Origin of the sequence: Neptunicoccus cionae, from assembly GCF_002860325.1 — a bacterium.
In the GTDB taxonomy this organism is placed as follows: Bacteria; Pseudomonadota; Alphaproteobacteria; order Rhodobacterales; family Rhodobacteraceae; genus Amylibacter; species Amylibacter lutimaris.
Genome location: NZ_PKOJ01000004.1, coordinates 264,413 through 288,433 on the forward strand (window position 1 = coordinate 264,413; position 24,021 = coordinate 288,433).

Sequence of the window (24,021 nt, forward strand, 5' to 3'; positions counted from 1 at the left end):
TATGGACATTATCGAAATCCTCTTCACCGCCAGTTTCTGGGCCGCAGCGATCCGAATTGCCACGCCATTGATCCTTGCCACAATGGGAGAGTTGATCTGCGAAAGGGCAGGGGTGCTGAACCTCGGGATCGAGGGTATCATGGTCGTTGGCGCATTCGCTGGATGGATGGCGGTTTATTCGGGCACGGGGCTTTGGGTCGGGGTTGCTGTAGCCTTTGCAGTGGGCATGTTGTTCGGTTTGTTGCACAGCACATTGACGGTGCCTTTCGGGCTGTCTCAGCACGTTGTCGGGCTTGGCGTTACGCTGCTGGCAACATCAGCAACCTATTACGCCTACCGGCTGGCCCTGCCCGAAGTGACCAGCCCGCCGAAAATTGCAGCCTTTCAACCTTACGAAATCCCAATCCTTTCCGATATTCCATTCCTTGGCGAGGCTGTTTTCTCGCAAACCCCTTTCACCTACTTTGCCTTTTTGCTGGTTTTGGCCGTGGCGGTCGTGCTCTATCGCACGCCTCTCGGGTTGGCGGTGCGCGCAGTAGGCGAAAATCCTTCCGCTGTGGCGGCGCAGGGCCTGTCCGTTACAGCCATCCGAATGGGCGCGGTGATTGTTGGCAGCGGGTTTATGGCAATGGGGGGCGCATTCCTGACCATGTCCGCTTTCGACAGTTTTTTCTTTGAAATGGTAAACGGTCGGGGCTGGATCTGCATTGCCCTTGTGGTTTTCGGCTCGTGGCGTCCGGGCAAAGCCTTGCTCGGGGCAGTCTTGTTTGCCGCTTTCGATGCCTTGCAAATCAGGGTGCAACAAACTGATATAGGGGCAGAAATACCCTATCAAATCTTCCTGATGATGCCCTATATCCTGTCTATTCTTGCGCTTGTGGTTATGTCCCGCCGCGCCGAAGTTCCGGCTGCACTGATGGTGCCGTTCAATAAAGGAGAACGCTGATGTTTGATCTGATCGTCAAGGGGGGCAATCTGCCCGACGGGCGCGTAACGGACATTGGTATTCGGGGTGGCAAGATCACGGCGATAGAGAGTCTTGACGGCGCAGAAGCGGGTGAAGTTCTGGAGGCACAGGGTGATCTTGTATCGCCGCCCTTTGTCGACCCGCATTTTCATATGGACGCGACCCTGTCCTATGGCCTGCCACGGATCAATGAATCCGGCACGCTGCTGGAAGGGATCGGTCTTTGGGGAGAACTGAAAGAGATCGTCACACAGGACGATATGGTCACCCGCGCATTGGAATATTGCGACTGGGCAGCGAGCATGGGGTTGTTGTCCATCCGAAGCCATGTAGACACTTGCGACGACCGTCTGCTCGGGGTCGAGGCCCTATTGGACGTACGGGAAAAGGTAAAGGATTACATTGATCTGCAACTCGTTGCTTTCCCGCAGGACGGATTCTATCGTGACCCGACTGCGCGGGACAACACCATCCGTGCTTTGGACATGGGCGTAGATGTTGTCGGCGGCATTCCCCACTTTGAACGGACAATGGCAGACGGCGCGGCCTCGGTAAAAGAACTCTGCGAAATCGCGGCAGAACGGGGTTTGCAGGTGGATATGCACTGCGACGAAACCGACGATCCGATGTCGCGTCATATCGAAACGCTGGCCTATGAAACAACGCGGCTGGGGTTGCAAGGACGGGTGGCAGGCTCTCATCTGACGTCCATGCACTCGATGGATAACTACTACGTTTCCAAACTCTTGCCGATGGTTGCTGAAGCGCAGATCAGCGCAATTCCGAACCCGCTGATCAATATTGTTATTCAGGGAAGGCATGACAGTTTCCCGAAACGCCGCGGCCTGACGCGGGTCAAGGAAATGCTGGCGATGGGTATCAATGTGGGTTGGGGGCAGGATTGTGTGCTTGACCCTTGGTATTCGCTGGGCACTGCGGATATGCTGGACGTTGCTTTCATGGGGTTACACGTGGCGCAGATGACCAGCCCGGAAGAAATGCGTACCTGTTTTGACATGGTGACCGAAAACAACGCGAAGACCCTTGGGCTTCAGGATTACGGCCTGCGCGTCGGGGCGCAAGCATCGCTGGTTGTTCTGGATGCGGCTGACCCGATTGAAGCACTGCGGCTGAGGGCGGCGCGGCTGTGTGTCGTGTCCAAAGGACGGGTGATCAGCCGAACACCGCGCGGGGATGCTAGCCTGTCTATTGCAGGACGGCCTGATCGGGTACGCCGCCGCCATCAGGTGATGTCCTGACCGCAAGGTCCTGTGCCAGTCGATGTGCTCGGGTCAGGTCTGTTCGCAGTAAATCGGTTGCGGCTTTCCGTGCGTCAGGGTCTTGCAGACGCAGCAGGTACGACGGGTGGAACGTCAGCACCACTGGTGTTCCGTCTTCCAGCTGTTGAACCTTGCCGCGTCGGCTGCGAATATCTTTCCCATTGCCGGTTAACGACAAAGCGGCACTGGCCCCCATAGCCAGAATCACACGGGGCTGAACCGCTACCCGTTCCGCGTCCAGCCACCATTTGCATTGCTCCACTTCGGTCGTGCTTGGCTGTTGGTGAATCCGCCGTTTGCCGCGGGGTTTGAATTTGAAATGTTTCACAGCATTGGTGACATAGGCTTTGCTGCGGTCTACCTCTGTTTCTGCACATAGCTGATCCAACAGCTTACCCGCGGGACCAACAAAGGGGCGACCGGCCAGATCTTCGGTATCGCCCGGCTGTTCCCCGACGATCATCAGGGGCGCATCTATCGGCCCTTCGCCGTGCACTGCTTGCGTTGCATGGCAATGTAGCGGGCAGCGCGTACAGGCAGAGATTGCGGCGCGCAGCGCATCGGCGTTACCGGACCAGACAGACTCGGGTAGCTGCGCAAGTTGCTGCTGTACCTTTTCCACGCGCAGCGGCGGTAAAGTGGGTGCGGCATCGTTCATGGCGCGGACGCGGGCAGGGGCCGAAGCGATAAGATCGGGAATGGCGGCGGCCTCTGGCATATTCTTCCAGTATTTCTTTGGCATCTCCGATTGCATCGCTTTCACTTTCACCCGTGCCGGATTGAAAATATTGCGAAAATAGGTGGTCCAGAGCTGTTCGCTGGCGTCTTCGGGTAGGGGTGGTTTGCTTTGGCCTTCAGTGTAGCGAAGCTCTCCGTTTGTAAAACTGGCCGTGACGCTTGGTGTTATGATGCGCCAGTCCATATCGCCAAAGCGGCGGGCGAACCACGGGGCGGTCGGTTCCACAGTGAAATGGCTCGGTTCGAACCACGCGGCGAAGGACCGGCGCGGATCGTCCGGCGAACCGATTTCGCGAAACCGCACAAAAGCCTTCATCTTGTGCTGGCAGCGGTGCACGTTTTTTTGCAACTGCCGCAATCTGGCCAGTTCGGGATCGGCCCGATCCTGCAGCAATCGGGGCGTGTCCCGCAACCGCCACAAAACCTGATAGAGCAGGGAAAAGCGGGCAGGATCGCTGTGCCAAACAACAGAGCGGGCAATAGAGACGAACTCCTTTGGTACCGTTAGAACCTTATCGGTGCAGGGGGGGGGGGGGCTGTCCCACAGCCCTGCAGGTGTCGTCTCATCCCCCCAACTGACATCACAGGGCGGGACATTGGCGCTGATCAAGCCCCGCGCTGCGTCCCGCCACGCCTGCGCGGTGCCGATCGCCGGCATGGTTACAAATACAGTCATAACAGCGTCAGTTGTTCCGGTGGTGGCGCGAATCTCGCGCGTAGATCAGTGCTGTCGATCAGTTTACCCGGCGACCATCCCGTCACCGTCACAAAAGCGCGGGCCTTTTTCATCGATACGCCCATTCGGGTCAGATCTTCGTATCGCAGGCTGCGGTGCCGACGTGTGGACAGGATCCGGTTCACCGTGCGCACCCCAAATCCGGGCACGCGCAGTAACATCTCCCGGCTGGCCTTATTCACATCAAGCGGAAACAGCCCGCGATGGGCCAGCGCCCAGGCCAGTTTCGGATCGTAATCCAGCTCCAGATTCCCGTCTTTGGTCACATCCGTGATTTCATCCAGTTCAAACCCGTAGAAGCGCAGCAGCCAGTCTGCCTGATACAGCCGGTGTTCCCGCTTCAAAGGCGGGCGGATCAGGGGCAGGTTTTTGGAACTGTCAGGGATCGGAGAAAAGGCAGAGTAATAGACCCGTTTCAAACCGTAACTGGAATAGAGCCGCGTAGACTGGCCAAGGATCGTCGCATCGTTAGACGCATCCGCCCCGACAATGACCTGTGTAGACTGTCCCGCCGGTGCGAACTTTGGTGGCCGCTTTCCGGTATGGGAACGGTCGTTGCTATCTTCTTTGCGCAACCGGACATGGCCCATTGCCTTGCGAATCTGGGCAGGGTCTTTTTCAGGGGCGTATTGGGTGACAGCCGCATCGGTGGGCAGTTCCACATTGATAGACAGCCGGTCCGCCAGCAATCCGGCCTCGGCAATCAGTTCCGGCGCGGCATCGGGGATTGTTTTAAGATGGATATAACCGCGGAAGTTTTCTTCGTGTCGCAGCTTGCGGGCGATTTGTACCATTTCGGACATGGTCACATCCGGAGAGCGGATAATACCGGAGGACAGAAACAGCCCTTCAATGTAATTTCTGCGGTAGAATTCGATGGTTAGTTTCACAACCTCATCCACCGTAAACCGAGCCCGCTCTACGTTTGATGACACGCGGTTGACGCAATAGGCGCAATCGTAAATGCAAAAATTCGTCATCAGGATTTTCAGCAGCGAAATACAGCGCCCGTCCGGTGCATAGGCGTGACAGATACCGCTGCCGCCATTGGATCCGAGCCCCTTTCCATCACGGGAATCCCGTTTGGTGGAGCCGGAGGAGGCGCAGGACGCATCATATTTTGCGGCATCGCTGAGGATGGCAAGTTTGGATTCTATGGATCGTGTGCTCATGTGTTCACTATATGTTCTCAATCCGACAGAAACAATAGCAATACCCCTATAACGGGATTCCACCGGTAGAAATTCGCCGATGACGTAAAGGAAATCTGGGCAGGGGGTTAGCGGATCAGGGCGCCGGGGTTCATAATGTTAAACGGGTCCAGCGCGTTTTTTATACTGCGAAGCGCTTTCTGTTTGGCAGAACTTGCATAAGATTCCAGATCGGCAGCCTTCAACCGTCCGATACCATGTTCGGCACTGATCGAACCGCCGTTCTGGTGGGTGACTTCATTGATCGCCATACGGACCGCGTCGATAATTTCGGGATGTGCCTGAATGAAATCGCCCTTTGTGGTTCCTTCGGGGGCAAAAACGTTGTGATGAATATTACCATCCCCGATATGACCATAGGTGTTTATCCGCAATCCGGCATGAATGTCGCGCAGTGCTTCATTGGTTTCATTCACAAAATGTCCGATCCTGCGGATCGGCACGGATGTATCGCTGCTGCAAAACGCACCTTCCATGCGGTTCGCCTCGGGCGTGTTTTCCCGCAGCGCCCAAAGGTCTTCGGACTGGGTTTCGGACTGGGCGACAACCGCGTCAACCAGAAGGCTTTCTTCGAACATACGTCCCAAAACCTCCTCAACTTTGTCGTTCAGTCCGGTAGGCCCGTCAAATTGCAACAGCAGGTGCCACGAGTGTTTTTCGGCAAATGGTGCTGGGAGCTTGGGAAAATGGTTGCGTACGAGATCTACGCCAAAGCCGCTCATCAGTTCAAAGGCGGACAAAGACTCGCCAAGGGATGCGCGGAGTTCCTTATAGAGTTTCACCCCATCCGAATGATCGCGGATCGCGCAAAATACGGTGACAGTTTCCGGATCCTGCGGCTTGAGGACAAGGCTGGCGGCCGTGATGATGCCAAGGGTACCTTCGCTTCCGATCAACAGATGGCGCAGATCGTAACCGGTGTTGTTTTTACGTAACGGGCTGAGCTCGTGCAGGATTGAACCGTCCGGTAACACCGCTTCCACCCCAAGGCAAAGATCCCGTGCATTGCCATGGCGCAGAACCTGAATACCACCTGCATTCGTGGCCAGATTGCCGCCGATGCAACAGCTGCCTTTTGACGCCATGCTGAGTGGAAAGATCATGTTTTCCAGTTCGGCGCGGCTATGTATATCCTGCAGGATACATCCGGCTTCTGCCACCAAAACTCCGTCTTCAACAGATACTTCACGGACTTTGTTCATACGCTCCAGCGATACAATGACCGCATGGGGGCTGTAAGGCGAAAGCTGGCCGGCGACAACGCCAGTGCCGCCGCTGTAAGGAATGATACCGATTTTCTGCGCACAACAGTAGCGCACGATTTTTGCTACCGTTTCAACTGTATCGGGCAGCAAAACCAGTGTGGCCTGTCCAGTGAACCGCCCGCGCGGGTCTTCGAAATAACGGGCCATATCCGTTCCGGCCCGCCAGCCGCCAGTTCCGGCGATGTCTTGCAAAGCGGCCACGGCTTGCGGTTCGGGAGGAGTAAAACCTGCTGTCATGGTCGGTGCCTGTTTTGCATTCGTTCAAAGTCGGCTCAAACCTATATGAAAGTTCTTCTTTCGCAAATCATTTGATTTTTAGAGAACGTAAAGAAAATTTTAAAGCGCACGTCCGGGGTGGTTGTCTTCGATTGTAGCGTGAATCTGGTCATACAAGCGCTGGACAAGCCGGATTTTAGAACAATCGGTGCGCGTCAGAATTCCCAAAGTCCGTGCCGTTGCGGTTGGCCCAAGAGAAATTTTCCGCAGCCCTTCAAAAATCGGATCGGGGACGCAGATGTTCGGCCCGATTGAAACCCCGAGGTCATGGGCAATCATGCTGGCGAGATTTTCAAGAGACCCCATTTCCATAGCATCATGAACCGTCACCTTGTTGTCAGAGAGCCATTCCTCTGCCAGCATTCCGACAGAGGCCTGTCGCGTGTGGCGGATGTAGGGTTTCATGGCGAGAATTTCCAAAGGATCGTTTTCGGTTACTTCAGGTGAGGTCAGCAGAACCAGTTCTTCCCGCACGAAAGGCTTCCAGTCGAGATTGCGGGACAGGCGGGTCGGTTCGCTGAGTACGGCGGCATCCAGCGTTCCCCGCTCGATTTGTTCCAGCAGATTGGGGGACAAGTCCGGCACCACGCGGATGTGCAGATCGGGGTAAAGTTGCACTAGTCGTTTCATCGCCTGTGGGATCAGCCCGCGAATGGTAGAAGGCACTGCGCCCAATACCAGTTCCCCGATCATGCGGGGGTCGCCTGTCAGATCGTCCAGAATGGTTTCATATTCCGCCACCACGGCTTTGGCCTTGGGCACCAGAGCTTTTCCCAACTGGTTCAGTCGCGGGGTTTTGGCAGAGCGGTCAAACAGGGAAACGTTCAGCGAATCCTCCAGCCTTTTCATCTGCTGGCCCACTGCTGCGTGGGTAACGCAAATCTCTTCGGCGGCGGCGCTAAAGCTGCCGTGTTCGGAAATGGCAATGAGGGTTTTGAACAGGGCTATGGTCATGGGGCGCTTTCGCTGGCGGGGTATTATCGCCAATAAACAGATTCTTTACTTAAACGCAAATATTAATGATTTGATTTAGATCGCCTTTACAACAACGGTAGGCAGGGACTGTAACTTTTGGGATCTTACCGTGGATATAGACAAGAAGATCGTCGCGGATTTCGTGAACAACGACATCGAACTGGTGACAACCGTGCCGTGCAAACAACTGGCAGGGGTAATTGATGAAATTGACGCCTGCAAGGACATCTATCACATTCCGAGCAATAAAGAGGACGAAGGCATCGGGATCTGCGCAGGTGCGTTTATGGGGGGGAAGCGTTCGGCCATAATCATGCAGAACACTGCGATCGGTGTGACGGTAAACACGCTTGTGACACTGACACAGTTCTACCGGATGCCACTGCCGATGCTGATTTCCTATCGCGGAGAGCTGAAAGAGCCGGTGGCCTGTCAGGTGGAAATGGCGGTTCACACCAAGGCGCTGCTCAACCAGCTTCATATCCCAACCTATCACTTCCATCAGCAATCCGACGCGGAAGAGCTGGATACAATCCTGAAATACACATTCATGTGCAACAAACCGGTCGCGATCCTGACCGATGCAACCTTCTGGGGAGGCTACGGCGACCAATGATCCGTTCCGAAGTATTAAAAGAGCTTGTTCCAGTCATTTCCGACCAGCTTGTCGTTTGTAATATCGGCCTGCCCAGTCAGGAGCTTCACATGCTCGATGACCAGCCGACAAATTTTTACATGTTGGGAACGATGGGGCTGTCATCCTCTATCGGTCTGGGGGTGGCGCTGGCGCAGGACAAAAAGGTGATCTCCATTGACGGTGACGGTTCGGTCCTGACCAATTTCGGTACATTGCCAACCATTGCCAATAACGTGGCGGACAATTTTATCCTGCTGATCATCGACAATGGCAGCTATGGATCGACCGGCGACCAACCCACCTATGCGGGCAAGAAAACGTCTTTGGCTGCGGTTGCCAAAGCCTGCGGCTGTGAAACTGTAATCGAATGTCAGGCCGAAGACTGCACCGATGTCATGCGCGAGGCGATTGCGAGTGACAAGATGACGATCATCGTGTGTAAATGTAAAAGTGGAAATATCAAGGTACCTGTCATTACCAAGGATCCGGTTGTGATCCGCGACAGGTTTATGACAGCGATACGGGAGGCAAATACCTGATAGATCAACAGAATTAAGCTTTACAGCACAATAGGGAGGAAAATTATGCTGAGAAGAACCATTTTGAAAGCCGGTGCCGCAATGGCGCTGGTTACCAGTCTTGCAACCGTCGCATCGGCGGAGTTAAGCGGTCCGGTCAATTACATCATTCCATTCGGTCCGGGCGGTGAATCCGACATTTCCGCACGGTTGCAACAACCTTTCTTTAAAGAGAAATTCGGACAGGATCTGGTTGTGTCTTACCAGCCGGGCGGCGGCGGGGCCGTGGGTTGGGCTTCGCTCAACGGGTTGAGCAGTGACGGCCAGACCATCATGGGCGTGAACCTGCCTCATATCGTGATCAAACCGGCGCAAAAGGATGTTGGTTTTACCACGGATGAACTGAATACATTTTACATGTTCCATTTCACACCGGATGCGTTGGTTGTGACAGCGGACAGCCCTTACCAGACTCTTGAAGATCTGGTGGCCGATGCCAAGGCAAACCCCGGTCAGGTGACTATTTCCGGATCAGGCAAGGCCAGCGCAAACCATCTTGCGCAAATCAAGTTCGACAAGATGACCGGTGCGATGACCACCTATGTTCCGTTCAAGGGGACCGGCGCTGCTGTGACGGCCCTGCTTGGCAAACAGGTAAAGGCAGAATGGGGATATACCACCGTAGGCGCTGCGCAGGGTGATGCGGTGCGACTGCTGGCCGTTGCAATGGAAGAACGCCACCCGCTGTTCCCCGATGTGCCGACCTTCAAGGAACTCGGCTATGACATGGTCGGTGGTGCCTATCGCGGGATTGCCCTGCCCAATACAGCCAGCGAGGAAACCACCAAAATGTGGTCCGACATGATTGGCGAAGTCAACGCAGACGAAGCTTTCCGCCAGAAAATGCTGGATGCGGGATTTGCCTTGCTGGACGTTGATGCCGCCGGAATGGAAGCCTTCATGGCAGAGCGTAAAGAGGAGTATCTGAAAGACGCCCGCGAAGCCGGACTCATTAAATAAATCAGGTCACGCCGGAGAGACTTCTATGAATTTCGAGCATTTTCTAACCGCTGCGACGCCGTTCAACCTGTGTTTGGCACTGTTCGGTGTGGCGGCGGGGACGATTGTTGGATCAATCCCCGGCCTGACCGCTACTATGGCACTGGCTGTTCTGGTGCCGATCACCTTCAGCATGGATCCCGCGTCGGCGTTGATCCTGCTGGGGGCGATTTATACTGGCGCCCTTTATGGCGGGGCCTATGCCGCCATTCTTCTTAATACTCCCGGCACGCCTTCCGCGATTGCGACCACCTTTGACGGTTATCCCATGGCCAAGAAAGGGGACGGAGACCTGGCTGTCGCGTTAGCCTGTTTTGCTTCGGTTTGCGGCGGCCTGATCGGGGCTTTCGCGCTGCTGTTGCTTGCGCCACCTTTGTCCAAGGTCGCGCTTGCCTTCGGCCCCGTAGAATATTTCTGGCTCTCGGTCTTTGGTCTGTCCCTGATCGCTTCCCTGTCCACAGGTAACCTGATGAAAGGTCTCGCTGGCGGGGCGTTCGGAATGATCCTTTCTACCGTCGGCGTGGCCGAGATTTCCGCCGACATCCGCCTGACCTTTGGCAGCCAGACCCTGATCAGCGGCTTTGGAGTGGTGGGTACATTGATCGGGCTTTATTGTATTCCCGTCCTGATAGACCTTGTGGCTGTGCCGGACCGTCACCTGAAGGTCGAAAAAGACGTTAAATCCGTGCGCATCGGAGAAGCATTCGGTCTTGCTATGCGCTCCAAATTCAATCTTGTCCGCTCTTCAATCATCGGCACGCTGGTCGGTATCCTGCCGGGTGCAGGGGGTTCGGTGGCAGGACTTGTGGCTTATTCCGAAGTGAAGCGCGGCGCAAAACCCCACCAGAAATTCGGCGAGGGCGAACCCGATGGCATCATGGCCGTTGAATCCGCCAATAACGCCACTGTGGGCGGCGGGTTCATCCCGACGCTGGTGCTGGGAATTCCCGGAACGCCGCCGGATGCCATCGTGCTGGGTGCGCTGCTGGTGCAAGGTGTGCGCACGGGTCCGACCATGTTTCAGCAAAGCGGTTCGATCGTCTACACTTTCATCTACGGGCTAATCATTGCAACAATCATGATGCTGCCCGCGGGCCTGCTGATCGGGCGCTATGCCTATAAATCCATCGTTACCATCCCGAAGGCCGTATTGGTGCCGGCGGTGGGCTTTATGACGATCATCGGCACCTTTGCCATCCGCAACAGTATCTCTGATGTGGTTATTATGCTGTGCCTTGGTCTCTTCGGCTGGGTCGTGGCACGGTTCGGATTTGCAGCCTCCCCGATTGTGTTGGGCCTGATCCTCGGTCCAATTGCCGAACAGGGGTTTGTGCAGGGCTGGACCATTGGTGCGGCGACCAACAACCTGACAGGAATGTTCTTCGGGCGCCCCATTTCCCAAGGTATCATTGCCTTTACCCTGATCACTCTGGTGTTGCCGGTATTCATGGCCAAACGCCGCGCCAAAGCTGCGGGAGGAACTGCACAATGAGCGTTTCAACTTCTCAAGGTCACATCGGTTCGCTACTCACATCGGCGTTTTTCATGCTGGCAGGCGCGGCGACGCTTTATGATGCAGCGAGTTATACGGATCGCGACAGTCAGGTGTTTCCGCAAACCGTTGCGGTGATCCTGATCATTACGGCGGGGCTGTCGCTGATAACCCGGCTACTGCGCCCGTCTGATCGGGGCGGGTTCGGCACTGGGAGCTGGTGGCGACGTATCCTGCTGGTGGTCAGCATGTTGGCTGCCTGCTTTGCGATGCCGGTGATCGGCTTCCTTCCGGCTGGTGTGATCGCCTTTGCCGGCGGCCTGATCGCGGCGATGCACGACAAATGGACGACACGCACGGTGCTGCTTTACTGGAGCAGCGGCGCGGTGGTCATGGTCTGTTTTTTCGCTTTGTTCAAGTATGTGCTGAATGTACCGCTGCCCTGAACCGGACCTGTCGGAAAGGGACTCCCGCCATGTTCTTCAATAATGCGATCCACAGTTTTGAGGACGCCCGCCGGATCGCAAAGCGGCGGCTGCCGTGGATGGTGTTCGACTATATCGACGGCACGGCGGGGACGGGATGCGGTGCGCGGACAAATCGTGCGGCGATGGAGCGGATCAAACTACAACCGCGCGTGTTGAACAACGTGGAAAACCGCAGCATCGCGGGGCAGGTGTTTGGCAAGGCTTGCAAATTACCCTTCGGGATCGCGCCGATGGGGATGTGCAATCTGGCCAGTCCTTCCGCGGATCGGTTGCTCGCGCAAATGGCTGCTGCGGATCGTATTCCAATTGGTGTCAGCACCGTCGCTTCTACCTCGCTTGAGGAGATGTGGGAGCAGTCACAGGGCAACGCCTGGTTCCAGCTTTATATAAGCCGCAGCACCGGAACGGCGGACCGTCTAATCGCGCGGGCTAAATCCGCAGGGTATGAGACGCTCGTCCTGACGGTTGATGTGCCGGAAGTGGGCCGTCGCCCGCGGGAACTGCGCCGTGGTTTCAAGATGCCCTTCCGCATCGGCCCGCGTCAGTTCGTGGATTTCGCCTGCCATCCGTCGTGGTCTTTGCCCCAACTGATCAAAGGCAAACCGGATATGGGCAATTTCGGAGGTGCCTTCGGGGAGTTCGATCGCGAGGAAAGCCGCGCCGGGGCGGATTGGGACACACTGGCACGGGTGCGGGACCAATGGTCCGGCAAGCTGGTTCTGAAAGGCGTGATGGACGCGCGGGACGCAAAACGGGCGCGGGAAGCGGGCGTGGATGCAGTGCAGGTTTCAAGCCACGGCAGCCGCCAGCTTGACAGCGCCCCGCCCGCCATCCACGCGTTGAGAAATATCCGCGAGGCACTGGGGCCGGAATTTCCGCTGTTTTTTGACAGCGGTATCCAAAGCGGTGAAGACATCGTCAAAGCCTATGCTATGGGGGCGGATTTCGTCTTTGCAGGGCGGGTGTTTTCCTACGCGATTGCAGCAAACGGGGCAGGGGGGCTGCGCCAGATGCGGGATGTTCTGGCGCAGGAGGTCAGCATCACGCTGGCCCAGCTTGGCCTGCGAAAGTTAAAGCAGATCACACCGGAGGTGATCGCCCCGCCTGTGTGAACACGCCCCTTTAATCAGGCCCAATCACGGCAGACGTATTTCACATCTGTGAAGGCTTCCAACCCCAGCCGCGATCCTTCCCGACCCAAACCGGATTGTTTCACCCCGCCAAAGGGGATCGGTGCGCCGGTGACTTTGGTCCGGTTTACCGCCACCATCCCGAATTGCAGCGCACGACTTGCACGGTAAATACGGCGTGGGTCCTGACTGTGAACATAGGCGACCAGCCCGTATTCTGTGTCATTGGCCCGCGCGATCACCTCTTCTTCCGTGTCAAAGGCTGCGATGGCTGCCATTGGCCCAAAGGTTTCTTCGTGCATGATCCGCGCATTTGCGGGAACATCGGCCAGCACAGTAGGTTCAAAGAACAGCGGCCCCTTGGCGGGACGCTTGCCGCCGCACAGCAACCGCGCGCCCTTGTCCAGCGCATCGCGGATTTGTTCTTCCTGCTTCACAACCGCGTTTTCATTCATCAGCGGACCGATGTCCGGATCGTCGACGCCTGCTCCGACTGTCAGAGCTTGCGTGGCTTTGGCAAATTCGGCGCAAAAGGTATCATAGCAATCCCGCGCAATGAGAAAGCGGTTCGCGCCGAGACAATCCTGTCCCGAGGTGGCAAATTTCGCCTTGATCCCCTCGGTAACGGCACGATCCATATCAGCATCGTCAAACACAATAAACGGTGCGTGCCCGCCCAGTTCCAGAACCAACCGCTTGATCGTGTCTGCCCCTTGGGAATAGAGCAGACGTCCGATTTCGGTCGATCCGGTAAAGGAAACAGCCCGCACGCGGGTGTCTTCCATCCATGCGCCGACGATCTCTGCGGCGTCTCCGGTGACAACGTTGAACACACCCTTGGGCAACCCGGCCCGTTCCCCCAGTTCAGCCAGCGCCAGCGCGGAAAACGGGGTTTCGGCGGAAGGATGAGCCACAACGGTACAACCCGCCGCAAGTGCGGCACCGGCCTTGCGGGTCAGCATGGCAGACGGAAAATTCCACGGCGTCACAAGGGCCGCAACCCCGACCGGTTCGCGCCAGACTTCTACCTCTGCATCCGGCAAGTGGGATGTGACGCCCTCGATATTCGGCCGACGGGCCTCTTCGGCGTAGAATTCGAAAAATGCGGCTGCGTAGTCGATTTCGCCGCGGGATTCCGAGATCGGCTTGCCTTGTTCCGCAGTCATAATCTGCGCAAGGTCTTCCTTATGTTCCAGCATGAGTTCATACCACCGCCGCAGAATATGGGACCGCTCTTGCGGAAGCAATCCCGACCATTGCGCAAAAGTAGACTGGGCTGCAGTCACCGCCTCACGCGCGTCCTGACCGCTCAGTTTTGCCACTTGTCCGAGCTTTTGCCCGTTGGCAGGGTCCGTCACTGCGAAAACCTCTTTCGCGGTACCGCTGCTCCATGCGCCATCCACATAAGCCAGATCGCGCCACAAGGCAGGGCAGGCTAGATTTGAAAATCCGGCGGGGGTGCAGGTTGTGTGCTGTGTCATCGGTTCCGATCCTTTACGAGAGGCCTGTTTCGTGCAGGCTAGTGCAAAGGCGGGGGAGAGTGCTTCGGGATTTAGAGGCCTGCGCCGATGATTTATCGCCTGGTGCCGGTTTTTGACGGGTAATTTTTCGGTGCGGACGTCAGGCGTCGAATAGAAGATCAAAGGGCAGGGCGGCGTTCTTCACAGCTTTCGTCACGATATAGGTGAAGTACCGTGCAAGTCCTGCGTCCTCTTCCAGCACCGTTTCTATTAGCTGTTGGTAACTTTCAATGTCGCGGCTGATGACCTGTAACAAATAGTCAAAACCGCCGCCCAAAGCCCAGCATCCGGTTATTTCGGGATGGCGTTGAACGATTTTTTCGAAGGTCTGAAAGGCCTCGGCATTATGATTGGCCAGTTCGGCTAATACGAACACGGTGACATGGGGCGCGAGCTTTCGCAGTTCAACTTCCGCATGATACCCTTTGATCAGACCCGAAGATTCCAGCCGTTGTAGCCTGTCCCAGCAAGCCGTCGCGCTAAGATTCACCCGATCCGCAAGGGCGGTTTTGGAAATCCGACCCTCTGCCGAAAGGGTCTTGAGAATGGCAATATCGCGTTTATCAAGTTTCGTGAAGCTCATATCACAGTCATGGGCGTGACGGGAGGGCTTGTCAATTGTACTGATTAGCGTGAGTATCCCGTATCATGACAAAATGGCTCCCCGATCCCGAAACCATCACCCGTCCGGCCTACCGTTCTTTGGTTCAGGCCATAGAACTCGCCATTCAACATGGTGATCTCAAGCCCGGGGACCAACTGCCGCCCCATCGTAAACTGGCCTATGATCTGAAGTTGAGCGTGCAGACTGTCAGCCGGGCCTATGACAAGCTGACCGAGGCAGGCAGGGTAGTCGGTGAAGTCGGTCGGGGCACATTTGTACGAGGCGTGCAGGATGAATTTCCGGTGCCCTTTGTCAGCCGCAAGACCGCTGACAAGGTGCTGGATATGTCCCTGATCAAACCGGTGCTGGATCAGATACACGACATCGCGATGGAAAAGGTTTTGCGCAGCATGGCCCGCTCTTTGCCACCGGCGGTGTTGTCGGGGTTTCGTCCTGACGAACCGCAGGACGACGAGCCGGAATCCGCGCGGCGATGGTTGAAGCTTTGCGGTCTGGATACAGGCAGCTCTGGCGTGGTCGTCACCAATGGCAGCACCAGCGCGATGAGCATGGCGCTCATGACCGCGGCACAGGCAGGCGATCTGGTGCTGAGCGAAGATGTTGGCCATCATACCTTACGCTCCCTGACACGATATCTGGGGATGCGGCTTGAAGGGGTGCGTGTCGACGACGACGGTATCTGTCCGGATGCTCTGGAGCAACGTTGCGCACAAGAGCCTGTAAAAGCTTTGTATTTGATGCCCGGCGGCACGAATCCTTTAGGTTTTGTCATGTCGGCAGAACGGCGTGCCCGCATTGTCGATATTGCCCGACGTTATGATATTTTGATCGTAGAAAATCATGCTTGGGGGCCGTTGTTGCAGGGGCCGCCACCTCTGGCCGCGCTGGCGCCGGAGCGGGTTTTGTTCTTTACCAGTCTGACCAAATCCATCTTGCCCGGCCTGCGGGTGGGCTATCTGGTGGTCCCCGATCATCTTGCGCGGGCGGCGGCAAACCGGCATCTGGTGATGAACTGGATGGCGACGAACCTGATGACTGAAATCGCCTATCGCTGGATTATGGACGGCACAGCGCAAATCCTTCTGGACCGCCAAAAGGCAGCTTTGTCGGACCGCGCCGGGGTCGTAGAAAACCTGTTTCGCGGCCTTGATTACAAGATGGCACCGAACGGCCTGCACGTTTGGTTGAACACTCGCGGTGCCGAACAGGAACAGCGTCTGGTCGACACAGCCCGCCAGATGGGAGTCGCCGTTGCGGCAGGTGCCAGTTTCAGTATCGGTCCGCATGAGAATCACACAGGTGTTCGCATCGCTTTGGGGGGGCTGAGCTTTCCGGATTTCACCCAAGGTCTGCGGATCATTGCCGGTATCATGGGTCAGGAACCGCACCTCAATCCTGCTTAAACCCGCTCGCGCATGGGTGGAATTGTCATGGTTCAATAATGACATTGACATGATTGTCATGGTTCGAAATGGTTAATTAATCATGACAATTTGTGTGGCACCACTTTCGGGTGGTGCCTGCACGCGTTTAAGGAGGACTTTATGTCTCTATTTAAAAATCTTCTCGCGGGGGGCATTGTCGCCTCTGTTGCCTCTATCGCTGCAATGGGCACCGCATCGGCGGAGACCTGGCGCTATGCTTTCGAAGAAGCGATGGACGAGGTTCAGGGGAAATACGCCCAGAAATTCAAGGAAGTGGTTGAGGCAAATTCCGATCACGAGATCCAGTTGTTCCCCTACGGGACACTGGGCGAAAGTGCGGATATCATGGAACAGGCACAGGCCGGCATCCTGCAGTTCGTGGACCAGTCACCGGGATTCACAGGCGCGTTGATCCCCGAAGCGCAAGTGTTCTTTGTGCCTTACCTGCTGCCGGACAATGAAGAAGAACTGTTCGAGTTCTTCCGCACCTCCAAGGCCGTGAACGAGATGTTCCCGAAACTTTATGCCGAGCAGGGGCTGGAATTGCTGACCATGTTCCCAGAAGGCGAAGTCGGGATTACCACGCAGGAACCAATCAGCTCTCCTGAAGATTTTGATCAGGTCAAAGTCCGCGTGATGACCAACCCGCTGCTAGTTGAAAGCTACAAAGCCTTCGGCGCAACACCCACCCCGCTGCCGTGGGGCGAGGTTTACGGTGCGCTGCAAACCGGCATCATTCAGGGGCAGGAAAACCCGACATTCTACATCCTGTCCAACAAGCTGTACGAGGTGAGCGAACATCTGACCTATATCGGTCACAACAATTTCACCACCGCTGTTATGGCCAATCAGGACTTTTATCAGGGACTGTCGGATGCGGATAAAGAAGTGATTCAGAAGGCCACGGATGAAGCATTCGAGTATATTCTCGAATACCAGAAGGGCCAGACACAGGCGTCTATCGACGGGATCAAGAAAGCCAAGCCGGATTACACGATCACCGTGCTGGACGATGAACAGCGCCAGCCTTTCCGCGACGCGGCTGCGCAGGTTGAAGAAGCCTTCATCGAAATGACAGGCGACAGTGGCAAGGAACTGCTGGAGCAGTTCAAGGCCGATCTCGAAGCGGTCAAGAAATAACACTCCTCCAAGAGTTTACGGTTCCCCGATTACCGGTCGGGGGATCGTTCCCAATTTATTGTTTCGGTCATAGATGCGAAGGATTCTGAAGGTGACAGACGCAAACCACGGGTCACAGGAACAATCGAACACCGATACCACCGGACTCGATGATGCGCCGCTGACGGCCTATGAATCCAGCCTTCCGGGATTTCTGGGAACCATCGACAACGGCATCAGCCGGATCGAATCCCTGATGCTGGCAGCAGGTGTGTTGCTGATGGCCGCGAACACCATGTCCAATGTGGTAGGGCGTTTTGTGTTCCAGAGTTCGATCTTCTTTTCCGAAGAGCTCAACCGCATCCTGATTATCCTGATTACATTTGCCGGTATTTCCTATGCTGCGCGCCACGGTCGGCACATTCGGATGTCCGCGATTTTTGATGCCATGCCGCCAAAGCTGCGCAAATTGATGATGATCGTGATCTCTCTGGTAACGGCCGTGTTCATGTTCGGACTGGCCTGGTACGCGCTGCAATACCTGCTGACACAGGCGGGGCGGGGCAGGGTGCTGCCTGCCTTGCAGATTCCGGTCTGGATGCCGCTGGTCTGGGTGCCTGTCGGATTCTTTATGACCGGACTTCAATACCTTCTGACTGCGGTCAAGAACATGATCGAGAAGGACATCTACCTGTCCACCAACGTGCTGGAAGGCTACGACGACAACGAGCAGGAGATCTGAGCCATGGCTTTGACCATTTTTTCAATCATGATCGTGCTTCTTCTGCTCGGCTTTCCGATGATGATCCCGCTGATCGTCGGGGCCTTCGTTGGTTTTTTCATGTTGTTTGGCGGGTTGGACCAAATGGAGACCATGATCCAGCAAATGATGGCGGGGATACGCCCTGCCTCGCTCATCGCGGTGCCGATGTTCATTTTTGCAGCCGACATCATGACGCGGGGCCAGTCTGCGGGCCGGTTAATTGATATGGTGATGTCCTTTGTCGGCCATATGAAGGGTGGTCTTGCCGTGTCCACGGCGGCGGCCTGTACCATGTTCGGGGCGGTGTCCGGTTCGACACAGGCCACAGTGGTGGCGATCGGTTCACCGTTGCGGCCGCGTATGTTGAAAGCAGGTTATAAAGACAGCTTCATTCTGGCGCTGATTGTAAATTCCTCTGACATTGCCTTTTTGATTCCGCCCTCCATTGGGATGATTATTTACGGTGTGGTATCCAACACCTCTATTGCCGAACTGTTTATCGCGGGGATCGGGCCGGGGCTGCTGATCCTTGTGCTGTTTTCCATCTATGCAGTGATTTACGCGATCCGCCATGATGTGCCGACCGAGGAGAAAACAACTTGGGGCCAGCGCGCACGTGCGGTGCAAAAGGCGCTCTGGCCGCTCGGGTTTCCGGCCATTATCATCGGCGGGATCTACGGCGGGATCTTTTCCCCGACAGAGGCCGCTGCGGCCTGTGTGCTATACGCGCTGATACTGGAAACCATCGTGTTCCGCTCGTTGAACTGGCACGGCGTTTACGAAACCGCCAAATCCACCGGATTGATCACCGCTGTTGTGTTTATCCTTGTGGGGGCAGGGGCGGCATTTTCATGGGTCATCTCCTTTGCGCAAATCCCGCAGGCCATTCTCGGGTCTATCGGCATTGACGAAATGGGCGCGATCGGCGTTCTCTTCGTGATCTCCATTGCCTTTTTTATCGGTTGTATGTTCGTTGATCCAATTGTGGTGATCCTCGTGCTGGTGCCAATCTTTGCGCCGGTGGTAAAATCCGTCGGGCTTGATCCGGTATTGGTGGGGACAGTGATCACATTGCAGGTGGCGATCGGCTCGGCCACGCCGCCCTTCGGCTGTGATATTTTCACGGCCATAGCAGTCTTCAAACGCCCCTATATAGAAGTGGTGCGCGGCACCCCGCCGTTTATTCTGATGCTGTTGAGCGTGTCCGTCGCGCTGATCTTTTTCCCGCAAATCGCGTTGTTCCTGCGCGATCTGGCATTCGCAAAATAGACCGGAGGAGACGCCTATGTTTACCCACATCCTTGCGCCTTATGACGGATCGGTCACCGCCAATCGTGCCCTTCACAAGGCGGCAGAAATGGCGCTGCTGACCGGCGCAAAAGTGACCTTGCTGACAGTCTATCGCCACCATTCTATGCTGGAGGCATCGCTTTCGATGGTGCGGGTCAGCGATCCGGGCAATCTGGATGATGCCATGAAAGAACACGCAACCGAGATTATCAACCACGGTAAAGCGGTCATGGCTGAGGCCGGAGTCACAAATTTACGCGCCTTCGTGCGCAACGGCCGACCGGCGCGGGCGATTACGGAATTTGCCCAAAAGCACGAAGCTGACCTGATCGTGCTCAGCAGCCGCGGGCTTGGTTCTTCCGGCGACAGCTATCTGCTTGGCAGTGTCTCGCACAAGGTAATAGGGCTGGCAAAGATGCCGGTCCTTGTCGTCTAAACGTCGCTTTGAACCGCAATTCTCGGTTTATAAGATTAAAGTCTTTCTTATCATTGACATCGCGGCAAAAGGTGATGCCAATGAACCTATCCCTGCCGGTTGTTACATAGTCTATCGCTCCGGTCTGGAAACACTCTGACATTTGTATAACCGGAGAAGCGCCATGACGACATTTCAGGCCAATTTCACCACCACAGAATACCTGCGCCGGATCGACAAAACCCGCAAGGCAATGGCTGCAAAAGGTCTTGATGCGATCGTCGTTAGCGACCCGTCCAATATCTCGTGGCTGTCGGGTTATGACGGCTGGTCGTTCTACACCTATCAGGCGGTGATCCTGACACACGAGGGAGAGCCGGTCTGGTGGGGCCGTGGCATGGATGCGCTTGGCGCGCGGCGGACCGTCTTTATGGAAGACGATTGTATTCGCGGCTATGACGACACTTACGTGCAGAACCCTGAAAAACATCCGATGGAAGATTTGTCAGCGCTGCTGAAAGAAAAGGGTCTGGAAAAGGCGCGGCTTGGCGTGGAGATGGACAATTATTATTACGCCGCTGCTGCCCATGCGACCCTTGTCCGCGAATTGCCCGAGGCGAAACTTCAGGATGCAACGGGGCTGGTGAACTGGCAGCGGGCCGTCAAGTCAGAGCGCGAGATCGAATATATGCAGCGCGCGGGCCGGATTGTCGAAGTTATGCACGAACATATCCTAGAGGTGGCCGAACCCGGAATGCGTAAAAACGATCTGGTGGCCGAGATCTATGCCGCTGGCATTCGCGGCGCGGACGGGTTTTGGGGCGATTATCCCGCGATTGTGCCGATGGCGCCTTCCGGCATGGACGCCACCGCACCGCATCTGACATGGGACGACCGCCCGATGGAAACAGGGGAGGCGACCTTCTTTGAAATCGCAGGGGCGCACCGGCGGTACCAATGCCCGCAATCCCGCACCCTGTTCTTTGGCGAGGTGCCGCAGAAATACCGCGATGCGGAAGCCGCTGTCCTGGATGCGATTGATGCGGGGCTGGAACAGGCCAAACCGGGGAACCGTGCCGAGGATATTGCCAATGCTTTTAACGCAACGCTGAACAAGGCAGGCTTTGAAAAGGACTCCCGCTGCGGCTATGCCATCGGCATCAGCTATCCACCCGATTGGGGCGAGCGGACGATTTCGTTCCGGCGCGGTGACCAGACGGTTCTGGAACCGGATATGACGTTCCACTTCATGCCCGCGCTCTGGCTGGATGATGGCGGTCTGGAAATTACCGAACCCATCCGGATTACAGAAACCGGCCACGAATGTTTCTGTACCACCCCACGCAAACTGTTTGTGAAGGACTGATTTTTTAGATCAAAAAGCGCGGCGGTTTAACGGTTTCAAGTAGCCCGAACCGCCGTTTGCTGTTAGCCTTCCACTATGAAGCAGGCCAAAATCACCCCCGCTGCGCAAGATGTTGATTTCGCGCCTTTCCCCCACTGGGCCGAGCCTGCAAGCGGGCAATCGCCAGAGGCAGCAGCTTTCGCATCCGGTGCTGCGCTTTGCGTGTTGCACGGATTGGTGACGCACCATAGCGGCGCGGTGCCTGTCACACTGCTGCGCAACCGTCTGGCATTGCTGGCAAGCGAGGCAACGCTGAGGATCGAAGGCCGTGCCGAAACGGCAGCAGCGATCCGCGATGCGGTCTACCTTACACGTCCCGGCGACAGTATGGGCCCCGCGGGAGAGATGTACCTGCGCTGGCGCCGCGCTGCTGCCCTACGGCTGCGGGGCAAGGACTGGATCGACCCGTTTAACGAAATCCTGCCCAAACCCTTTGCAGAGGCATTGCCCCACTGGTTCAAACAGACAGAGACAGCGGGCAGCCCAGTGGCGCAAGCTGTCGGCCTTATGCGACTTATCCTAGAGGCGGACCCCCGCGAAGAAGCAACCGCGATGATCTGCGCGGATGTTGTGCTGGCCCGCGGGTTTGGGTGGTCCGCTCCGCTGCCGCTGACTGCGCTGCATTTGACCCGCGCCGCCTTGCGCGATCTTCAGGTCGCTGATCTTCATCTGCTTTTGACCCGCGCCGCCCGCACTGCAACTGCTCTGGCCCATGACCTCAGCCGCCGCGCGACCATGTTGCAGCAGGTTGCCCCGAAACTGCGCTCCAAGGGTTCGGGTCATGCGGTCGCGCTGTTTCTGCAAGAAGACGCGATCTCGCCCGGAACCATGTTGTCGCCCGTCATAAAGGGCACCAAGACGGCCATGACGGACCGTTCGGCCCGCCGGCTTTGCGACCGTCTGGTCAGCCTTGGCGCCGTGAAAGAACTGACGGGGCGGGGCAGCTTTCGGCTCTACGGGTTGGCGTGATGGAAGAGGAAGAATTTGATCGCGAACTTGCGGGATTACCCGAAGATGTGCGGTGGCAGGAATGGATGGCGCGGGTCGAGGCGGTGTTATTCGCCAGCGATACGGTAGTTGCGGAAAAATCCCTGATGGCGGTGATCGGGCAGGGTGCAAAGCTGGATCGGTTGATCACGGATATTAACGCCGATCTGATCCGCCGCCCCTACGAGGTGGTCGCCGTGGCCGGCGGTTATATGATGAGGACGCGCAAAAAATTTGCGCCTGTCATTCACAAGGCCAGACACGGCGAGGATAAGGGCGTCCGGCTGAGCGAGTCCGAACTCTTGGTGCTTGCGACCATTGCCTATCAGCAACCGGTCAGCCGTGCGGATTTGCGGGATGTTTTCGGCAAGGATGTAAACCGCGATCTGCTGTCCCGTCTGCAATATCGTAAACTGATCGCCAACGGTCCGCGCAGCCCCCGTCCGGGTGCGCCCCATACCTTTGTGACAACGCCGGAGTTTTTACGCACCTTTGACCTTGAAAGCCTGCGCGACCTGCCGGAGATGGATTTCCCGCAGGCCTAGGCTGCTTGTTCAAGAATGGCGACAAGTTCGGACTGGCTGAGAGGGAATGGATTGCCCTTCATAGAGGAAGCACCCGCCGAAAGGGCTGCAGTTTGCGCAAATATGCCCTTGTCCAGCCCCATCGCAGACAACCCCCGCAAGCCGTTGGTGCGGGACCAGTCTTGTAGGGCCAGCACCCCGTCCGGTTGATCGCCTGTGGCGAAAGCTTCATTGATCAGATCCAGCACCCATCCGGTTCGTTCGGCGATCCCGCTGCCTTGCGGCGCTTTCTGCCGATGCGAGGCCAGCACCGCCGGTAAGAGAGCGCCGCAGATTTCACCGTGGGGCGCATTGGTTATCCCGCCGATGACACCGGCAAAACCGTGCACCGCGCCCAAGCCGCTGTTGGCCAGCGCAAGGCCGCCGCAGGTGCTGACCCATGCCATCCGGTCAAGGGCTTCTGCCGAATCTTCCTCGATCAGCGGTCTGAGCGCGGCGATACCTTCGGGAATGGCTCCCCGGCAAAGCGCATCACTCATCGGATTGGCCTTGACCGAGAGATAGGGTTCGATCACCTGCGTTACCGCATCCAGCGCGGCGGCAAGTATGACGGCTTTGGGTGCGCCTTCCATAAGGTCCGCATCGACAATAGCAGCGCAAGGGATCATCCGCGGATCGCGCAAGCTGACTTTTATGGCGCGGTCTGGCACTGTGATCACCGCGTTTCGCGTGACTTCCGACCCCGTTCCGGCTGTGGTTGGCAGTGCAATCACTGGCAGGGGGGCGGCATCAAGGCTGCGCCCGTCGCCGACGACCTCAAGGTAACTGCGTGGTGACGCTGTGCAGGGAACCAGTGCGGCAAGCGCCTTGGCAAAGTCCATGACGGAACCGCCGCCAAGGGCGATGATAACATCCGGTGGCGCGGTTCTGATACCGGGCAGGGCGGCTTCCAGTAAAGGCAGATCCGGTTCCCCGTTGCAGGCGGTGGTCTGCACGGTAAGACCCGCATTTGCACAGTCTTCCAGCAGCCACTCTGCCCGTTTGGATGTCGCTCCATGGACGACAAGAACTGATCTGCCAAATGTTGCCGCCAGTCCGGCGGCCTTGCTCCGGCTGCCGCGCCCGAAATGGATTGTGTTCGGGGCAGTAAAAGTAAATGCGTTAAAATTCATTGTCT

At 56.7% G+C, this 24,021-nt stretch carries 23 protein-coding genes; 16 read left to right on the top strand and 7 right to left on the bottom strand.

Annotated elements, in window-relative coordinates:
* The first annotated feature begins 1 nt into the window (after window position 1).
* Both C0U40_RS11995 and C0U40_RS12000 read left to right on the top strand, forming a co-directional pair.
* Entirely contained in the window at window positions 2-946 is a 945-nt protein-coding gene (locus tag C0U40_RS11995; RefSeq protein ID WP_101656028.1) for an ABC transporter permease, read from the top strand.
* Window positions 946-2,226 (top strand): amidohydrolase family protein, encoded by a 1,281-nt coding sequence (locus C0U40_RS12000; protein WP_101656029.1) that lies wholly within the window; start codon window positions 946-948, stop codon window positions 2,224-2,226. Before C0U40_RS11995 ends, C0U40_RS12000 begins: the two co-directional genes overlap by 1 nt.
* On the opposite strand, the gene C0U40_RS12005 is transcribed toward C0U40_RS12000, so the two are convergent.
* The 4 genes from C0U40_RS12005 to C0U40_RS12020 form a co-directional block, all read right to left on the bottom strand.
* Window positions 2,174-3,661, bottom strand: coding sequence for a UdgX family uracil-DNA binding protein (locus C0U40_RS12005; protein ID WP_101656030.1), 1,488 nt, complete (start codon window positions 3,659-3,661; stop codon window positions 2,174-2,176). The two genes, C0U40_RS12000 and C0U40_RS12005, sit on opposite strands and share 53 nt — an antisense overlap.
* On the bottom strand, window positions 3,658-4,893 hold the full coding sequence (locus C0U40_RS12010; protein ID WP_101656031.1) for a putative DNA modification/repair radical SAM protein: 1,236 nt from the start codon (window positions 4,891-4,893) through the stop codon (window positions 3,658-3,660). The genes C0U40_RS12005 and C0U40_RS12010 overlap by 4 nt, the downstream gene beginning before the upstream one ends.
* 107 nt (window positions 4,894-5,000) lie before the next feature.
* Window positions 5,001-6,434, bottom strand: a complete 1,434-nt coding sequence (locus C0U40_RS12015) for an FAD-binding oxidoreductase (RefSeq protein WP_101656032.1) — start codon at window positions 6,432-6,434, stop codon at window positions 5,001-5,003.
* A gap of 99 nt (window positions 6,435-6,533) precedes the next feature.
* A complete protein-coding gene (locus C0U40_RS12020) occupies window positions 6,534-7,427 on the bottom strand; it encodes a LysR family transcriptional regulator (RefSeq protein ID WP_101656033.1) in 894 nt (297 codons plus the stop codon).
* A gap of 130 nt (window positions 7,428-7,557) precedes the next feature.
* Here C0U40_RS12020 and comD point away from each other — a divergent pair, with 130 nt between their 5' ends.
* From comD to C0U40_RS12050, 6 genes are read left to right on the top strand one after another with little or no spacing between them, the layout of a single operon-like run.
* Window positions 7,558-8,064, top strand: a complete 507-nt coding sequence (gene comD, locus C0U40_RS12025; RefSeq protein WP_101656034.1) for a sulfopyruvate decarboxylase subunit alpha — start codon at window positions 7,558-7,560, stop codon at window positions 8,062-8,064.
* Window positions 8,061-8,624: a sulfopyruvate decarboxylase subunit beta gene (comE, locus tag C0U40_RS12030; protein WP_101656035.1), complete on the top strand. Its 564-nt coding sequence runs from the start codon at window positions 8,061-8,063 to the stop codon at window positions 8,622-8,624. Before comD ends, comE begins: the two co-directional genes overlap by 4 nt.
* A 45-nt stretch (window positions 8,625-8,669) precedes the next feature.
* The gene (locus C0U40_RS12035; RefSeq protein ID WP_101656036.1) at window positions 8,670-9,623 is read left to right on the top strand and encodes a tripartite tricarboxylate transporter substrate binding protein; all 954 of its coding nucleotides are present in this window, start codon (window positions 8,670-8,672) and stop codon (window positions 9,621-9,623) included.
* A gap of 25 nt (window positions 9,624-9,648) precedes the next feature.
* Window positions 9,649-11,154 (top strand): tripartite tricarboxylate transporter permease, encoded by a 1,506-nt coding sequence (locus C0U40_RS12040; RefSeq protein WP_101656037.1) that lies wholly within the window; start codon window positions 9,649-9,651, stop codon window positions 11,152-11,154.
* The gene (locus C0U40_RS12045; protein ID WP_101656038.1) at window positions 11,151-11,600 is read left to right on the top strand and encodes a tripartite tricarboxylate transporter TctB family protein; all 450 of its coding nucleotides are present in this window, start codon (window positions 11,151-11,153) and stop codon (window positions 11,598-11,600) included. The genes C0U40_RS12040 and C0U40_RS12045 overlap by 4 nt, the downstream gene beginning before the upstream one ends.
* Before the next feature lie 29 nt (window positions 11,601-11,629).
* Entirely contained in the window at window positions 11,630-12,754 is a 1,125-nt protein-coding gene (locus C0U40_RS12050; RefSeq protein WP_101656039.1) for an alpha-hydroxy acid oxidase, read from the top strand.
* A gap of 14 nt (window positions 12,755-12,768) precedes the next feature.
* Here C0U40_RS12050 and C0U40_RS12055 read toward each other — a convergent pair whose 3' ends face one another.
* Both C0U40_RS12055 and C0U40_RS12060 read right to left on the bottom strand, forming a co-directional pair.
* Complete coding sequence (locus tag C0U40_RS12055; protein WP_101656040.1) at window positions 12,769-14,253, bottom strand: NAD-dependent succinate-semialdehyde dehydrogenase; 1,485 nt, start codon at window positions 14,251-14,253, stop codon at window positions 12,769-12,771.
* Window positions 14,254-14,392: 139 nt separating this feature from the next.
* Window positions 14,393-14,875: an Lrp/AsnC family transcriptional regulator gene (locus C0U40_RS12060; protein WP_101656041.1), complete on the bottom strand. Its 483-nt coding sequence runs from the start codon at window positions 14,873-14,875 to the stop codon at window positions 14,393-14,395.
* Window positions 14,876-14,940: 65 nt separating this feature from the next.
* Between C0U40_RS12060 and C0U40_RS12065 the strand changes: the two genes are divergently transcribed.
* The 8 genes from C0U40_RS12065 to scpB all read left to right on the top strand — a co-directional run bounded on the left by C0U40_RS12065 (window position 14,941) and on the right by scpB (window position 22,865).
* Window positions 14,941-16,320 (top strand): PLP-dependent aminotransferase family protein, encoded by a 1,380-nt coding sequence (locus C0U40_RS12065; RefSeq protein ID WP_101656042.1) that lies wholly within the window; start codon window positions 14,941-14,943, stop codon window positions 16,318-16,320.
* Window positions 16,321-16,461: 141 nt separating this feature from the next.
* Window positions 16,462-17,481, top strand: coding sequence for a TRAP transporter substrate-binding protein (locus tag C0U40_RS12070; RefSeq protein WP_101656043.1), 1,020 nt, complete (start codon window positions 16,462-16,464; stop codon window positions 17,479-17,481).
* 73 nt (window positions 17,482-17,554) lie between these two features.
* A complete protein-coding gene (locus C0U40_RS12075) occupies window positions 17,555-18,202 on the top strand; it encodes a TRAP transporter small permease (RefSeq protein WP_101656044.1) in 648 nt (215 codons plus the stop codon).
* A 3-nt stretch (window positions 18,203-18,205) separates the two neighbouring features.
* Entirely contained in the window at window positions 18,206-19,492 is a 1,287-nt protein-coding gene (locus C0U40_RS12080; RefSeq protein ID WP_101656045.1) for a TRAP transporter large permease, read from the top strand.
* A 16-nt stretch (window positions 19,493-19,508) separates the two neighbouring features.
* Complete coding sequence (locus C0U40_RS12085; RefSeq protein ID WP_101656046.1) at window positions 19,509-19,949, top strand: universal stress protein; 441 nt, start codon at window positions 19,509-19,511, stop codon at window positions 19,947-19,949.
* Between the two features lie 163 nt (window positions 19,950-20,112).
* On the top strand, window positions 20,113-21,294 hold the full coding sequence (gene doeA / locus C0U40_RS12090; protein ID WP_101656047.1) for an ectoine hydrolase DoeA: 1,182 nt from the start codon (window positions 20,113-20,115) through the stop codon (window positions 21,292-21,294).
* A gap of 75 nt (window positions 21,295-21,369) precedes the next feature.
* On the top strand, window positions 21,370-22,302 hold the full coding sequence (locus C0U40_RS12095) for a DUF1403 family protein (protein ID WP_101656048.1): 933 nt from the start codon (window positions 21,370-21,372) through the stop codon (window positions 22,300-22,302).
* Window positions 22,302-22,865: an SMC-Scp complex subunit ScpB gene (gene scpB / locus C0U40_RS12100; protein ID WP_101656049.1), complete on the top strand. Its 564-nt coding sequence runs from the start codon at window positions 22,302-22,304 to the stop codon at window positions 22,863-22,865. The genes C0U40_RS12095 and scpB overlap by 1 nt, the downstream gene beginning before the upstream one ends.
* On the opposite strand, the gene C0U40_RS12105 is transcribed toward scpB, so the two are convergent.
* Window positions 22,862-24,016, bottom strand: coding sequence for an iron-containing alcohol dehydrogenase (locus C0U40_RS12105; RefSeq protein ID WP_101656050.1), 1,155 nt, complete (start codon window positions 24,014-24,016; stop codon window positions 22,862-22,864). The genes scpB and C0U40_RS12105 overlap by 4 nt on opposite strands.
* Between the last annotated feature and the right edge of the window lie 5 nt (window positions 24,017-24,021).